We start from the raw sequence: 14,183 nt of genomic DNA, 5'->3' as shown, positions 1-14,183 counted from the left end.
GCCCTAGAATGGGATCGGCAGGTTTGCTCCTGTCAGGAAAAGCTTTGAGGTCATCTATGACGCCAGTGGCAGCGACAATAGCCCTCGCGGGCCTGGATCTCACTCAGTGGCAAGCTCTCCTCAACAACCTCGCCTTTGCCATTTGTTTGGGAGCCATGCTCTTTTACTGGGGTGGAGCGGCATTTCCCCAAGTGCCACTTTTGGCCGAACTGGGCTTAGCAGGGATGGTGGGGACCAACTTGACAATAGCCGCTCTGCTAACGGCTCGCTGGATCGACGCCGGCTACTTCCCTTTGAGCAATTTGTACGAGTCTTTGTTTTTCTTGGCCTGGGGGATCACTGCCTTGCACTTGCTGGCTCTCCATTGGACCCGCCGCCGCTGGGTGGGGGTGATGACTGCCCCACTAGCAACGGGTATTGTCGCCTTTGCCGCCTTGGCCCTGCCGGAGGATATGCAGGCAGCTCAGCCGCTAGTGCCGGCTCTGCAGTCCAACTGGCTGATGATGCATGTTACCGTCATGCTCCTGGCCTACGCAGCCCTCTTGGTGGGATCCCTGTTGGCCATGGCTTTTCTCATCCTCACGCGTGGACAGGAGGTGCAGCTCAAGGGCAACTCCCTCGGCCTACAATTTCGACCGCCCCGACCTGCAAGTCAGCCAGAGCTCACGGAAGCCGCTGTTTCTTCCTCCAGCTGGGAACTTGCCGGGAGCCGCTCTTCTCTGTCCGCCGCTAAACTTCCTCCCTCGCCGACCCCCGAAGGGATCCCTCCCCAACAATTGAGTCTGGCTGAGATCTTGGACAACACTAGCTACCGCTTCATTGGATTGGGGTTTCCGCTACTTACCATTGGCATCATTGCCGGCGCTGTTTGGGCCAACGAGGCCTGGGGCACCTACTGGAGCTGGGATCCCAAAGAAACCTGGGCCTTGATTACCTGGTTGGTTTTTGCTGCCTACTTGCACGCCCGCATCAGCAAGGGCTGGCAGGGCAAGCGTCCCGCCCTCCTGGCCAGCTTGGGCTTTGGGGTGGTTTGGGTGTGTTACCTAGGAGTGAACTTTTTGGGCAAAGGCTTACACAGCTACGGTTGGTTCTTTTGAAGTAGGTCACCTCTGGCACCCCCCTTTACGGGTATTCTGATGCTGGCAAGCCGTTGTGGATACCTCCCGAGGAGAAAAGGATGCGTCTGTTTAACTACATCGTCTTCTTCTTGGCCCTCCTGGGTGTTGCCTTCTTTGCCATGCAAAACGCTAGCCCGGTAGTGATTACCTTTGCCCCCGGCGTTAGCATCGAGAGCCCGTTGGTGATTGAGCTTTTGGCTTCTGCCGGGATCGGGGCTGCTTTGGCCTGGGTCTATAGCCTTTGGATGCGGCTGCAATTTAGCCTCGAAGCCCGCGAGAAAAATCGGCAACTGCAAGAGAAGGAAGTCACCATTAGCGAGCTCAAGGAAATGGTGGTGGAGCTGGAAGCCAAAGTTAAGCAACTGCCCCCCAGTAAGCGGGCTGAGCCCCAGGAAGACCTGCAGGACGTTAAGGAAGTTACCACCGAGGGATCCCCTGCCTAGGCCGCCCATGCGGTACAATTAAGCTTCTGCTTGCCTTTCTCACTAGCACCTATGCAGGTTACCCAAGAAAAACGCCCTGGTAGCCGGGTTGGCTTCAAGATTGTGGTGGAAGCTGACCGGGTTAAGCGCTCCTACGAAAAAACTCTGCGCCAGCTGGAGCGGAACATTCAAATTCCAGGGTTTCGCAAGGGCAAGGCTCCGCGCAACCTGGTAGTGCGCCAGGTGGGCCGCGAGCGGATTATTGCCAGTGCTATCGATAACCTCATCCACGAAGCTATCCAGGAGGCCCTCCAGGAGGCTCAAGTCAACCCCATCGGCCAGTTTGAGCTGGATGAAGAGGTGAAGCAACTTCTGGATCGCTTCAACCCAGAAGCCGACTTCAGCTTCTCGGGGTATGTGGAAGTGTACCCTGAGGTTCGTCTTGGGCAGTACAAAGGGCTAACCGTCACGGCAACCCGGGTTGACATCAAGCCTGAGGAAGTTGACCGGCTTATCGACCAGTTGCGGGATCAACGGGCTACTCTCTTGCCTGTGGAGGATCGGCCTGCCCAGTTGGGAGATGTGGTGGTGATTGATTTCCAAGCCCGTGACGCTGAGGGCAATCCCCTCAAGGAAATTGCCGCTCAAGACTTGCAGCTGGAGCTGCAGGAGGAAAACTTCATTCCTGGTTTTGTGGCAGGCGTTGTTGGCATGCAGCTCGACGAGACTAAGGAGATCACTGCCACCCTGCCCGAGGATTACTTTAGAGCAGAGCTGGCTGGGAAAACGGTTACCTTTACTGTCTGCCTCAAGGAGATTAAAACCAAAGAGCTGCCAGAGTTAGACGATGCTTTTGTACAGGAGGTCAGCAATTTCCAGACAGTAGCCGAGCTGCGGGAACACCTGCAAAAGCGCCTTGAGCAAGATGCCCTAAGACAATCTGAAGAAAACCTCGAGGCGGCCATCCTCAAGGCCATTTTGGCAGCTACCGAGGTGGATCTGCCCGAGAGCCTTGTTGAGCAAGAAACCACGCAACTGCTAGCCCAAGACCTGCAGTCCCTACAGCAGCAGGCAGGGGCTAAACCGGGAGAAATGCGCAAGTTCCTGGCCCAACTGCCGCCTGAAACTCTCAACCAACTGAGGGAACGCCACCGGCCCGCGGCCATCGACCGACTGCGCCGTGCCCTTGCCCTCAGCGCTATTGCTCGGCAAGAGCAAATTGCCGTCGGCCCCACCGAATTGGAAGTAGAAGTAGAAGAGGTAATGAAGGCCTATGCCCAGCAGGGCCAAAAGTTGGATCGGGAGGGGGTACGCCAAGTCGTCTACGAAAATCTGCTCACCCGCAAGGTGATGGCCTGGTTGAAGTCGCACACCACCGTTAACTGGGTCGATAGCGAGGGCCATCCCACCGAGGCACCCGCTCTACCCCTCAGGGCTGGATCTGGGTCGGTGGCAGAGGCCGAGCTGGAGACAGCAAAGGGCTCTGGGCTCCTGGAGGCCTCTGGAGAAACGGCAGCGCCCTCTTCTAGGGCAGCTGAAGCCAAAACCGCGCCAGAGGCGGCCTCTACTGCCGAGGAGAGGTTGGATCTGGAAGCTGAATCTGCCAGCTTGCAGCTGAAACAGCCAGACCAGGCCAAGCCCAAGTCGGACAAAAAGAGCAAAAAGGGCAAGTAGACTCCTTCCTCCCTCGGGGAAGCTCTCCCAATTCCTACAGGAGACCGCGCCGCATCTGATCCCAAAGGCGGAGGTAGGACTCGGCTTCAGCTAAGCTTAGGGGCCGCCAGATCTCGGCCTGTTCCCAGGTGGAGGGGTGAAAGTCAGGCCGGCGGCGCAGCCGCCAGGAAAGTTGATCCCAATCCAGAGGCAAAACCGAAGGGATCCCGCTCAAATTGACAAGGCGAGGGGCGAACTCGGGATTGAGGACAAAGTCAATCCACTTGGCCCGCAGGGATTCCAGCTCCCTCTGCTTCTCTAGGGGCAGGAGGAGGGGCTCGGCAGCGCGGGGCTGCACCCAGACATCCCACCAGACGGCGGATCCCGAAGCCGGGATCACCACCTCCAACTCGGGGTAGCTGGCCTGGGTAGCGTAGAGATCTTGCGACCAGCCCACCGCTACCCAGCTATCGGCCAGGCGCAACATGGGCAAGTAGTCAGCGGAGGTATAGGCCAAAACTTGGCGGTGCAAGGAGCCCAGCTCCCGTCGCAGCTCCGCCTCTTCCGGGTCAAGGGGATCGTTGTAGGAGCGGCCCATCTTTTTCAGGGTCAGCCCAATCACCTCCCGCGGGTGATCCGGCAGCGTAATCTTGCCAGCTAAGTCAGGCCGCCATAGGTCAGCCCAATCCTCAATGGGCTTGCTGACGCGGTCGCGGCGGTAGGCGATGGCCGTCACCCCCCAGCGCCAGGGCACACCCCAGACCTGCCCCTCCCGCAGGGCTGCCGCCTGCCAACGGGGATCCAACTGCTGCCAGCGCCCCCCCAAGAGGCTGGGCGGCAAGGGATCCAGCCAGCCGGCAGCCAGAGCCCAATCCAAAGCGTCGGCCCCCAGCAGGCTAAGAGCTGGTACTGGCAGTCGTTGGCCGAGCCGCCACCAGGACGGCTGGGACGCCTGGAGGCTTTGGCGCAGGTAAGCCAACAACTGGCTTCGCTCATCCACCAGCTGCAAGCGAAAGCGGACCTGGGTGCGGCGGCGGAATTCGTTGACTAAGCTGAGAGGGATCCCCTGCTTGAGGGCGAGGATGAGGGGCAAAGGGACGCCAGGCCCGCCACAGCCGGCCACTGCCAGAGCAGCCAGGTAGAGGAATTCACGTCGGCTTAGCTGCTGCTTGCCCACGCCAGTACCGCTCCACCAGAATCAAGGCCACTAGATCATCGTAGGCCTTGTCCGGCACCCGCAGCCCCTTGGGCAGCAGGCGCTGCCACCCCCGCGGCTGGTAAACCTCCCAGTAGCGCCGCCGGGCTTCTTCTGAGCTGTGGCGTTCGTCCACAACAACGATCTGCTGCGGTAGGAGGAGCGACTCCAGTTGAGCCTTCCACTGCCGCGCCGTTGTCTGATTGCCGAGGATCAGCCGCTCGGCTCCAAACTGCTGCCAAAGAGCCCCCAACCTGGGCAGGGCCTCCCCGGCAGGAACCACCTCCCGATGCAAAACTTGCCAGGCTGGCTGGGTTTGCACAACCGCAAGGCCGCATTTGTCCCGCCCTGGGTCAAAACCCACTAGCACCCGCTCCATAGCCTTGATCCCCTATCCCTCCCTGCGCCCTCTTAGCTGAGCTGGAGCGGGGCCGTGTTGGCTGGAGGCCTGCGCCATGAGAAAACTCACCCGCAGCGGTCCTGCCGTGTAGATGTCGGCGTCGGCCACTAGCTTTACATCCAAAGGGGTGGTGCTTTGGCGCAGCTGCTGCACCACCTCCAAGAACCTGACCTGGGAGAACTCCCCAACGGTGCCGGTGATGGGATCAGCAAGGAGACCTTTTTCTTGGGAGCGCTGATTGGCCTCGTTTAGCAGCTCCAGCAGCCGCTGCTGGATTTCATTTTCGCTCAAGCCCGGCTGGATCACTCCTTGGGCCAGCACGGATCCCTTGGCAAAAAGGCGCTGGTTGGGGTAAATCTGCACCAGCACGGGCACAGGCTCACCCTTGAGCCGGTTGGTAAGAGAGAGGATGCGCACTGCCCAGCTGCCGGGTTCTTGCAGCTTTTCCAAAGCTCGCTCTGCATCCTCGCGGCGGAGGAGGATGGCGTTTTCCAGAGGGGGCACCGGCTGGGATCCCAGCGCCAGGGCCCGCTGTTCCGCCTGGGCCAACAGTTGCTCAAACTGCTGCCGGATGGCCTCTGGCTTTGCCCCTACAGGAGTCTGGACTACCCCTGTAGCTAAGACTTCGCCAGCCAAGATGGCTAGCTCCCCCCGCCGCAGTCGCACTGCCAACTGGTTGAGCTGGGCAATTTCGCGCTCAAGCTGGTTTTTCTGGGTCTCCAGTTGGTTTAGGGCTGCCTGGGCCGCCTCCAGGGAGCGCTCCAGTTGATCCCGATCCAGTTGCAAAGTCCGCTTTTGCGACTCCAGGGTGGCGATGGTTTGCCGCGCCAGTTCCACCTCTTTCTTGACTGCCGCCAGCTCTGCCTGGGCCCGCTCCAGCCTGGGCTGCACCTGGGCCAGTTGCTCTTGGGCTGCCGCCAACTTGGCCTCGGCCTCTTGGCGCGCTTGCAGCGCTGCAGCCAGTTGCTCCCGAACTGCACTCAGGCGGGTTTGGGCTGCCGACTGCTGGCTGCGAAATTGCTCAAGATCTAGCCTGAGGCGATCCCGCTCGGCTCTAAGGGCAGCATTCTCGGTCTCCAGCCAAGCTTTTTGGCGATTGAGGGCCTGCAGCTCCTGCCTAGCCCGAGCAATTTGGTTGGTATAGCTAAAAAGGGCTTCGGAAAGGGAGCGGTTGAAAAGCAGCAGCGTGCCCAAGGTTAGGGCTGAGATGCTTACCCCCGTAATCACAGCTACCAAGACGGCCGTGTGGCGAGGGCGCAGGTTAAACCAGGTGAGGCGCTTTTTGCCAATGCGATGCCCTACCCGATCCCCAACTACGGCAATCAGGCCGCTGATAAACAGCATGTAGAGGATCAGTAGTACGCCTTGCATAGACCGGGATCCCTGCCATGGAAATCTTAGCAAGGCGCTATTTGGCCAGGGTTTTAAGCGTAGAGCAGCCGCTCCACGGCTGCCACAATGTCTTCTGGCTGCACAATGGTGGCTGCTTCCAAAGTGCCGTTGTAGGGAGTGGGAATGTCTTGGGAAGCCAGGCGCACCACCGGCGCATCCAACTCGTCAAAGAGTTCTTCCATAATGCGAGCAGTTACCTCTGCTCCGATGCCACCAGTTTTCACATCTTCCTCCACAATGACCACTCGGTGCGTTTTGCGCACCGAAGCTGCAATGGTCTCCATATCCAACGGCTTGAGGGAGATCAAATCAATCACCTCAGGATCGATCTCCTGCTCCACCAAGGTCTCCACGGCTTTGAGCACGTGGTAGCGCATGCGCGAGTAGGTAAGGAGGGTAACGTCGGATCCAGGACGGACAACTTCTGCTTTATCCAGGGGCAAAAGGTACTCCTCCTCTGGCACCTCCCCCTTCACGTTGTAGAGAAGAACATGCTCAAAAAAGAGAACGGGATTGTCGTCGCGGATGGCCGACTTGAGCAGACCCTTGGCGTTGTAGGGAGTGGAACAGGCAACGATCTTTAGCCCCGGCACCGCCTGAAAGTAGGCCTCCAGCCGCTGCGAGTGCTCAGCCCCCAACTGCCGGCCCACGCCGCCCGGCCCGCGGATGACAATTGGAATCTTGAAGTTACCGCCGGAAGTGTAGCGCAGCATGCCGGCATTGTTGGCAATTTGGTTAAAAGCCAGCAGCAGAAAGCCCATGTTCATCCCTTCCACCACGGGGCGCAAGCCGGTCATTGCCGCCCCAATGGCTAGGCCGGTGAAGCTGTTTTCACAAATGGGGGTGTCCAGCAGGCGCATCTCCCCGTACTTGCGGTATAGGTCTTTGGTGACTTTGTAGGAGCCGCCATAGTGGCCCACATCCTCTCCCAAAACAAAGACGTTGGGATCCCGGGCCATTTCTTCGTCAAGGGCGGCACGCAAAGCGTTGTAGAGGAAGGTCTCAGGCATAGGGGGCAACTGTTGCTGGAAAATGGGGCTAGTCTTTAACATTAAACCACCAACCTCCCCATCCTGACCGTGTTTGCCCGCCAAAGCGGTAGCCACACCCTTGGTCAGCGCCTCTCTCGCCTGACCTGCTGCAGATGGGTCTGGCCTGCCTTGCCCTGCTTGGGTTTCGCTCTAGAAAACTACTTCATAAGCCAGTCCTCCAAAATCTGCTGGTACAGTTCGGGATCCAGGCGCGGTGTATCGTAAAGCCCTGCTTGGAGCCTTTGTCTTTGAGCCTCAAAGAGAATCACTGCTGCTGCCACCGAGACGTTTAGGCTCTGCACCATGCCCAGCATGGGGATATGGATAAGCGCATCAGCTAGGGCCAAGGCCCGCTCGGAAACCCCCCACTTCTCGGCTCCAAAGACGATGGCGGTGGGGTTGGTGTAGTCCACCTCGCGGTAGTTGCGGGCCCCCTCCTTTAGGGCAGTGGCGTAGATTTGGAAGCCTTTTTCTCGAAGGTGCTGGAAGGCCTCCTCCGTGGAGGGGTGAATCTTTAAATAGACCCACTTGTGGCTGCCGCTGCTGGTCTCGTTGAAAGTGGGCACCCCCTCCGTGGGGTTCACGGCGTGGACCCCTAGCACCCCTACAGCATCGCAGGTGCGCAGGATGGCAGAAAGATTATGGGGTTTGTGGACGTTTTCTAAAAGCACCGTGAGGTCCGGCTGCCTGCGCCTTAGAACCTCCTCCAAGCGTCTTCGCCTCTCTGGAGTGCGCTCCTTCATGGGTGGTACCTGGAGAAACCTTCGCTTTAGCTTAAAGGCCTGGCGGTGAACTACCCCAGCTCTGCTACCCGTAAGCTGGCTCTCGGTTACCTTTGGGGGAGGATCGCTTGCTGGCCCGCCTTGAAGTTTGCTGCTATTGGCGACCTTTCCAGCAGCCCTTGCGCACCCGTTATGGCTGGTGGTCAGTGCGCAAAGGAATCCTCGTCCGCCTGACGGATCTGGAGACAGGTCAGCAGGGCTACGGGGAGATAGCCCCTATTCCTTGGTTTGGCAGTGAGACCTTTGAGCAGGCTCTGGCCTTCTGTCGCCAGTTGCCGGCCAAGCTCTCAGAGGCGCAGATTAAGGAGATCCCGGCAACGCTGGCCGCCACTCGCTTTGGGCTGGAATGCGCCTGGTTGGCCTGTCGGGATCCCAGCTGGCTGGCTAGGGATCTCTCCGGCCTTTCCTTTTGTGGTTTTTTGGGGAAGGCTCCCCCCCCAGGTTCCTACCCAGTCTACAAGGGCAAGGTAGGAGTGGATCCCTTCGCAACGGAGTGGAAAAAGCTGGAAAGCTGGCTGGAGCAGTTGCCGGCGGGAGCCCGGCTGCGTCTGGATGCCAATGGCGGCTTGACCCTAGCAGAGGCGCGGCAGTGGCTGGCTGCCTGCGACCGGCTCAATCGGGAGTACCCGGGCAAGATTGAGTTTTTCGAGCAGCCTTTGCCGCCAGAGCAGTACGCTGACTTAATCCAACTGAGCCGCGAGTTTCAAACCCCCATTGCCCTAGATGAGTCGGTGGCCAGCCTAGAGCAGTTGCAAGCTGTCCACCGCTCCGGCTGGCAAGGGATCCTGGTGGTCAAACCCTCTTTAATTGGGTCGGGTCTTGCCCTCAGGGACTACCTCAGCCAACACCCGGGGCTGGATCTAGTGTTCTCCTCGGCCCTGGAAACCCCCATCGGCGCTTGGCATGGGCTAGCCTGGGCGGGATCCCTGCAAGCCAAAAGCGCCTACCCTAGGGCCGTAGGATGGGGAGTGGGGGAGCTTTTCCAGGAAGGGGATCCCCTTGCCCTGGTCAAGCTCTCCGCCCAGGAGCGGGCCGCTCTAATGCAGGCAGTGTGGGAGCGCTACAGCCAGTCCTAGACGGCAGCAAGCTGCTGTTTAGCATGCTCTTGCCGCAAGTAGGCCTGGATAAAGCGCATCAGCTCCTCCGGCTCGCCATTCATAAACGCCTCGACATTGTAGGTTTCGGCGTTGGTGCGGTGGTCTTTGATTAATTTGTAGGGATCAAAAGTGTAGGTGCGAATCCGGCCCCCAAAGCCCTGGGTCACTATCTCGCCGCGGATCTCGGCTAGCTTTTGCCGGCGCTTCTCCTCTTCCAATTCAATTAGCTTCGCCTTCAGGATCTGGATGGCCCGCTCCTTGTTTTGCAGTTGGGAGCGCTCTTCGCTGCAGCGCACGGCAATACCAGTGGGCTTGTGGATAACCCGCACTGCCGTTTCCACCTTGTTCACGTTCTGGCCCCCTGCCCCGCCCGAACGGCAGGTCTCGAACTCCAGATCCTCCATCCGCAGCTCAAACTCGTTCTCTTCCTCCAGGATGGGCATGACCTCCACGCCAGCAAAGCTGGTCTGGCGCTTGCCATTGGCGTTGAAAGGGCTAATGCGTTCCATGCGATGGTTGCCCTTCTCAGCGGAAAGATACCCGTAGGCATAGGGCCCTTCAATCAGCAAAGTGGCTGACTTGATGCCAGCCTCTGCCCCTTCCGAGTACTCCGAAAGGGTAACCTTGTAGCCCTGGTTCTCCGCCCAGCGGGTATACATTCTTAGAAGCATTGCCGCCCAATCCTGGGCATCGGTTCCTCCGGCGCCGGCGGTGATGGTGAGGATGGCCCCGTTTTTGTCGTAGGGGCCGGAAAGCAGTTGCTGCAGCTCCCATTGGCTGAGCTCCCGCTCCACCGCCGCCAGGGATCCGGACACTTCCGCCAACAGCTCCGGGTCGGGATCCTCTTGCAGCAGCTCCAGGGCGCTGGCGGCATCTTCCAGGCAATCCTTCCAGCGGTGAACTTGATCCCAGGAGGCCTTGAGCCTGTTGAGCTGCCGCAGATGGCGGCGGGCTGCCTCGGTATCGTTCCAAAACTGCGGCTGCGCCGCCTCTTGCTCCAAAATGGCGATCTGTTGCTCTAGGCGGGGCAGGTCAAAGATAGTCCTGAGCACTGCTCAGGCGCGCGGTGAGCGATTCTAGGCTGCGTCTTAGATCGGCCAGTTCCATGGGTTTGTAGAGGCTATCTGAAGTCATCGGGTCTGGGATCCCATCTTAACTTCCTAGCCCGCTGACGGGCGCATCTAGATTGGGGAAATGGCTGGAGGGATCTGAGCCCAGAGGAAGATCGGGATCTTGTTTTGGAGGCTGCCATGGCGAAGGTTCTGGGCTTGCTGTCCGGACTGGCTCTGGCCATCTCCAATCCCACCCCGGAAGCGTACGGGGCCTACGCAGGGGAACAATTGGCTGCCTATGCTACACGGGAGTACTGCGCCCAGCTCGCGGCTTTTTTGCCCACCCTCATTGAGGAATGTCACGCCCTTGTCCAAGAGCTGCAACCGGAGTTGGCAGAGCTGTTCCTGCGCCAGACCCGCCGGCAAAACTTCATCCTCTTCAGCCTCTACAGCACCGATTTGTCGTTGCTTAACTTTGGCCCGCTGGGGATCTCCTTGCCCACCTACCACTTCCAAACTCTGACGGTAGCAGGGCAGTTTTACACCTACGAGATCCGCGAGGGCCAGACCACTCCCAAAAAGGACTAAACCTGGGCCCGCTCCAAGAGGGCTTGCAACTCCTCCAGAGCCGCCTGGGCCGACTGGGCCTGCTGGTAAAGGGATTGCACCATCTCGGCGCTGGCCTGGGCTGATTGCAGGGTGGATTGACTCTGGCGTTGGATGCGCTCTGCCAAGCTGCGAATGCGGTTGCTGGCTTCGGTGGTGCGCCCCGCTAATTTGCGAATCTCCTGGGCAATGGCACCAAAACCGCCGCCCCCACCCCTGCGGTTGGCCTCCACAGCCGCGTTAAAGGAGAGCAGGCGAATATAGCCCGCCACCTCTACGATCAAGTCAACGATGGTGTTGATTTCTTTGAGCTCGCGGGAGAGCTCCTGGTTGCTGTCGGCAATTTCCTGAAATAGGCGGCGCACGGCCTCTACTCCGGCAAAGGTGGCGGCAAAGGTGGATTTGCCCTTCTCCGAGAGCACCGAGCTGATCTCGATGATGCGGGCGTTGAGGCGGGCCAGCTCCTCGGAGCGCTGTTGCGCTTGCCGACGTTCCTGATCCAAAGCCAGGTTTTGGCGGAGAATCTCGGCTTTCTGCCGCTCCAGATCGCGGGCATACTGAAGGCTGCGGTTTTTCTCTTGCTCCAGCTCGGCCAGGATCCGCTTCATCTCCTCCTGCTGTTCCCGCAGCTTCTGCTGCGTGGCCAGATGCACCTGCGACTGGGCCACCAACAGCACCGGCACGTCCAAAAGGCGGTAGTCCTGGGGACCAACTTGTACCACCACCGGGTCGTAGATGGTCTCCTGGGGCCGCTGGAAAGCCTGGCTGGCCGCCGCGAGGACATCGCAGTCGCCGGGGAGCAGCAAAAAGCCCTGCCCGTGGAACTCCACCAAGGAGCTGATGGGCCGCTTCAAAAACACGTCTAGGCCATAGGGCTTGCTCAGCATCCACTCCAAAATGGCGCGGCGGGTCAACATCCCCCTTACCTGCGATTGCTCATCCAACACGACTACCCCCGAAAGGCTGGGGTCATCTTCCAGGCGGCGCACCACATTCTCGCAGGGGGTGGACTCGTTCACCTGAAAGTCCACCAGGGCCAGATCGCGCAGCTTGGTGTTGATCGAGAGGGTGGGAGTGGGCGGATTGGTCAGAATGGCCATCCCAGGGATCCTCAGAGCGGCTTGGGCAGAGACAGGTGGCTATGTATGTATAAGCAGGAACATGACTCCACTCGGCTTTCCAAGGGACTAGGGGCAGAGCGAGCCAGTCATCTTCAGTTTGCCTCGTGATCCTACTAGCTACAACTCTCCAGGGGACTTTGCGAAAAGAGGCCCTTGATTGGTGGGCAGGCAAGGGACCCGACCGGGATCCGGGTGGATAGGTAGGCATTTGTGGCCAATCTTTGCCGTGGGAGTGGAGAAGCTGCCTCCGTTGAGAGAAGGCCCACCGCTTCAAGCTTACTGTGTGGCTGGAGATGCTTCCTCCTCCCCCAGAGGTTTCTTCGCCCAACAGCTTTGGCAATGCAAAGGCTCACCCCCGCTTGGACAGCCGTTGCTGCCGTTTTCCGCCTTGCCGCTTGACTAGGGTTGCGGACTTGGGGGTAGGGCCTGGTTACCAAGCAGCCTGCAAAGCGCTTCCGGCCGACAGCGGGAGTCTGCAAGAAGAGGCGGGCAGAGGGGAGTCCTTGCAGCAGAGGTAGCAATGGCTTGACTGTGGGGTTATTCCGCTTGGCCGCCTTGGCGGCAGCTGCTACCCGTCAGTGCGCCAGGTTACGAGCCGAGGGCAGAGGGATGGCCACTTCTGAGCTCAACCCCTGCCCAGCCAATTTTGGAGCTGGCGCTTACAGGGCAGGGCTTCTGTGGATTTTAGCTGGAAAACCCTTGGCTGGCGGTCTTGGTGGGCTTTGTCGGCGCCAGGGCGGGCCAAGCATGTTCCTCTCCCCAGCTTCTCAGAGCGGTTAGTCTAGACGATGATAGGGAACAGTCGAGGGGAGCAGAGCTGGTCAATGGACACTACTGAGGCCCTCCAAGTGCTCAATCTGCCGCCAGATGCCAGCGAACAGGAGATCCGGAGGAAATGGTTCCGGGAATACCAAGCTCTCACTGGCGCTCTTCTTGAGCTGGACGACGAACGCCAAAGGCCCCTGCTGGAGGCGCAACTGGCACGGCTAAATGAGGCCCGGGATGTACTGTTGGGCGGCGGATCCCAGACCGAGACGGTCTCGCCTTGGACGAGTGCAGAAGACCTGCCCCCACAGGTGATTGTGCTGCTGTACCGAGCCAATGGCCAGGAAGGGATCTGCACCCGCCAAATTGGGGGCAAGGACATTGTCATTGCCTTTGAGAGCATCTTTGGGGCGAAAAAGTACGCCCAGAGGTTGGCCCAGCAGGGGTTGCCCAAACCTGTGACCGAGCGCTTTGACACGCGGGAGATCGTTGATTTTTGCCGTGAGGGGGGCTATGGGTTGATGGTGGTTCCGGCCAACGAGGTGCTGGAGCCCCTGCCAGAGAGTACGGAAGCGGCGCGCAATTGGCAAGACTAATCCTGAGGAGCTGAACTGGAGTCCACTCACCTCGGTCAGGAGGGTCTTCAATGATCACTGCTGAGCCGATCTCTGCAGAGGAGTTTCACCAGATCCTGGCGGCGGATCTGGAGGCTTGCTGTGAGGCCTTTGGCTTGAGGGCGGAGTACTTGCGTCTGCAACAGCAACAACTGCGTTTCTGGGTCATGCTGGCCCTCTGCCTGTTGGTGATTGCTCTGGTGATCCTCTTGGGAACCCGCGATCCCGGCTATTGGCTGCTCTATGCAGTGGCAGTCTTGTTGCTGGGAGTAGTTTTCCTGGGGTTGCTCTGGGCTCTCCTGGAGTTGCGGCAAAACCTGCAGCGCATTCGTCAGCGCTGGAAAGAGGCCCATCTCCTAAATAGCCCTGCCAAGATCATGGAGTTTGCCAGTGACCTAGCCTGCAAGGTTAAGGAATACAACCGCTGGGTTCAGGAGCTGCAACAGTCTTTGGAGGAGGGCCGTTATTGGCAAGACTTTCGCCAACTCAGCGAGGCAGAAAAGCAGTACATCCAGTCGCTGCTTTTGCAGGTACGAGCTCAGTTGATCACGGCCTTGCAGATGTGCAGAGCCTTGATGGAAAACCCAGGGGCCTCCGTGGAGCAGTATTTTCGTCAAGTGGTTTCCCGGGATCAGCAGTTACTCGAGCAATTTATTGCCAAAAACTTGACCGCTAACCGCTACGCCGCAATAGCCCGCCAACTCTCGGCGCTGGAAGCAGATCTGCAAACTCGGATCAGTGCCCTGGCCTTCCGCTAGTTTGGCTATGCTCAAGCCCTTGGTGAAGAGAACCCTCATCGTCCTGCTAGCTAGCGGACTGGGCCTGCTGGGATGCGGGGATCCCAATGTGCCGCTAACCCAACCTCCCCCCGAGGCTTTCCGGGGGCGGGGCCCCCGGGCGGTGGCGGGTGGACGGCGGGCGGGGGCGGGGGGGGG

At 59.5% G+C, this 14,183-nt stretch carries 14 protein-coding genes; 7 read left to right on the top strand and 7 right to left on the bottom strand.

The features are described from left to right. The first annotated feature begins 92 nt into the window (after positions 1-92). The 3 genes from ccsB (at position 93) to tig (ending at position 3,214) form a co-directional block, all read left to right on the top strand. Positions 93-1,097 (top strand): c-type cytochrome biogenesis protein CcsB, encoded by a 1,005-nt coding sequence (gene ccsB / locus NW822_RS10700; RefSeq protein ID WP_414361812.1) that lies wholly within the window; start codon positions 93-95, stop codon positions 1,095-1,097. Between the two features lie 80 nt (positions 1,098-1,177). Further along, on the top strand, positions 1,178-1,561 hold the full coding sequence (locus tag NW822_RS10695) for a LapA family protein (protein ID WP_414361642.1): 384 nt from the start codon (positions 1,178-1,180) through the stop codon (positions 1,559-1,561). A 51-nt stretch (positions 1,562-1,612) separates the two neighbouring features. Then, positions 1,613-3,214: a trigger factor gene (gene tig, locus NW822_RS10690; RefSeq protein ID WP_414404421.1), complete on the top strand. Its 1,602-nt coding sequence runs from the start codon at positions 1,613-1,615 to the stop codon at positions 3,212-3,214. Positions 3,215-3,248: 34 nt separating this feature from the next. On the opposite strand, the gene NW822_RS10685 is transcribed toward tig, so the two are convergent. The 5 genes from NW822_RS10685 to trmH form a co-directional block, all read right to left on the bottom strand. After that, positions 3,249-4,370 carry an extracellular solute-binding protein gene (locus tag NW822_RS10685; RefSeq protein WP_414404420.1) on the bottom strand — a complete coding sequence of 374 codons (1,122 nt, stop codon included), beginning with the start codon at positions 4,368-4,370 and terminating at the stop codon, positions 3,249-3,251. After that, positions 4,342-4,767, bottom strand: a complete 426-nt coding sequence (locus NW822_RS10680) for a resolvase (RefSeq protein ID WP_414404419.1) — start codon at positions 4,765-4,767, stop codon at positions 4,342-4,344. Before NW822_RS10680 ends, NW822_RS10685 begins: the two co-directional genes overlap by 29 nt. Before the next feature lie 12 nt (positions 4,768-4,779). Further along, complete coding sequence (locus NW822_RS10675) at positions 4,780-6,159, bottom strand: DUF3084 domain-containing protein (RefSeq protein WP_414404418.1); 1,380 nt, start codon at positions 6,157-6,159, stop codon at positions 4,780-4,782. Positions 6,160-6,212: 53 nt separating this feature from the next. Next, positions 6,213-7,190 (bottom strand): alpha-ketoacid dehydrogenase subunit beta, encoded by a 978-nt coding sequence (locus NW822_RS10670; RefSeq protein ID WP_414361652.1) that lies wholly within the window; start codon positions 7,188-7,190, stop codon positions 6,213-6,215. 179 nt (positions 7,191-7,369) lie between these two features. Next, entirely contained in the window at positions 7,370-7,954 is a 585-nt protein-coding gene (trmH, locus tag NW822_RS10665; RefSeq protein ID WP_414361654.1) for a tRNA (guanosine(18)-2'-O)-methyltransferase TrmH, read from the bottom strand. A gap of 107 nt (positions 7,955-8,061) precedes the next feature. Here trmH and NW822_RS10660 point away from each other — a divergent pair, with 107 nt between their 5' ends. Beyond that, positions 8,062-9,069: an o-succinylbenzoate synthase gene (locus NW822_RS10660; RefSeq protein ID WP_414404417.1), complete on the top strand. Its 1,008-nt coding sequence runs from the start codon at positions 8,062-8,064 to the stop codon at positions 9,067-9,069. Here NW822_RS10660 and prfB read toward each other — a convergent pair. Beyond that, a protein-coding gene (gene prfB / locus NW822_RS10655) for a peptide chain release factor 2 (RefSeq protein WP_414361813.1) occupies positions 9,066-10,197 on the bottom strand; the annotation gives its coding sequence in 2 pieces (ribosomal slippage) (positions 9,066-10,124 and positions 10,126-10,197; 1,131 coding nt in all). The genes NW822_RS10660 and prfB overlap by 4 nt on opposite strands. Before the next feature lie 143 nt (positions 10,198-10,340). On the opposite strand from prfB, the gene NW822_RS10650 reads away from it, so the two are divergent. Next, positions 10,341-10,730: a DUF4359 domain-containing protein gene (locus tag NW822_RS10650; RefSeq protein ID WP_414404416.1), complete on the top strand. Its 390-nt coding sequence runs from the start codon at positions 10,341-10,343 to the stop codon at positions 10,728-10,730. Here NW822_RS10650 and NW822_RS10645 read toward each other — a convergent pair. Continuing rightward, a complete protein-coding gene (locus NW822_RS10645) occupies positions 10,727-11,848 on the bottom strand; it encodes a methyl-accepting chemotaxis protein (protein WP_414404415.1) in 1,122 nt (373 codons plus the stop codon). The genes NW822_RS10650 and NW822_RS10645 overlap by 4 nt on opposite strands. Before the next feature lie 845 nt (positions 11,849-12,693). Here NW822_RS10645 and NW822_RS10640 point away from each other — a divergent pair. Beyond that, positions 12,694-13,230, top strand: a complete 537-nt coding sequence (locus tag NW822_RS10640) for a DUF3110 domain-containing protein (RefSeq protein WP_414404414.1) — start codon at positions 12,694-12,696, stop codon at positions 13,228-13,230. Between the two features lie 50 nt (positions 13,231-13,280). Beyond that, the gene (locus tag NW822_RS10635) at positions 13,281-14,006 is read left to right on the top strand and encodes a hypothetical protein (RefSeq protein ID WP_414404413.1); all 726 of its coding nucleotides are present in this window, start codon (positions 13,281-13,283) and stop codon (positions 14,004-14,006) included. The last annotated feature ends 177 nt before the right edge of the window (positions 14,007-14,183 follow it).

Origin of the sequence: Synechococcus sp. H70.2 (assembly GCF_047462275.1) — a bacterium.
Lineage (GTDB): Bacteria > Cyanobacteriota > Cyanobacteriia > Thermostichales > Thermostichaceae > Thermostichus.
This window is presented reverse-complemented; position numbering and strand designations above follow the sequence as displayed.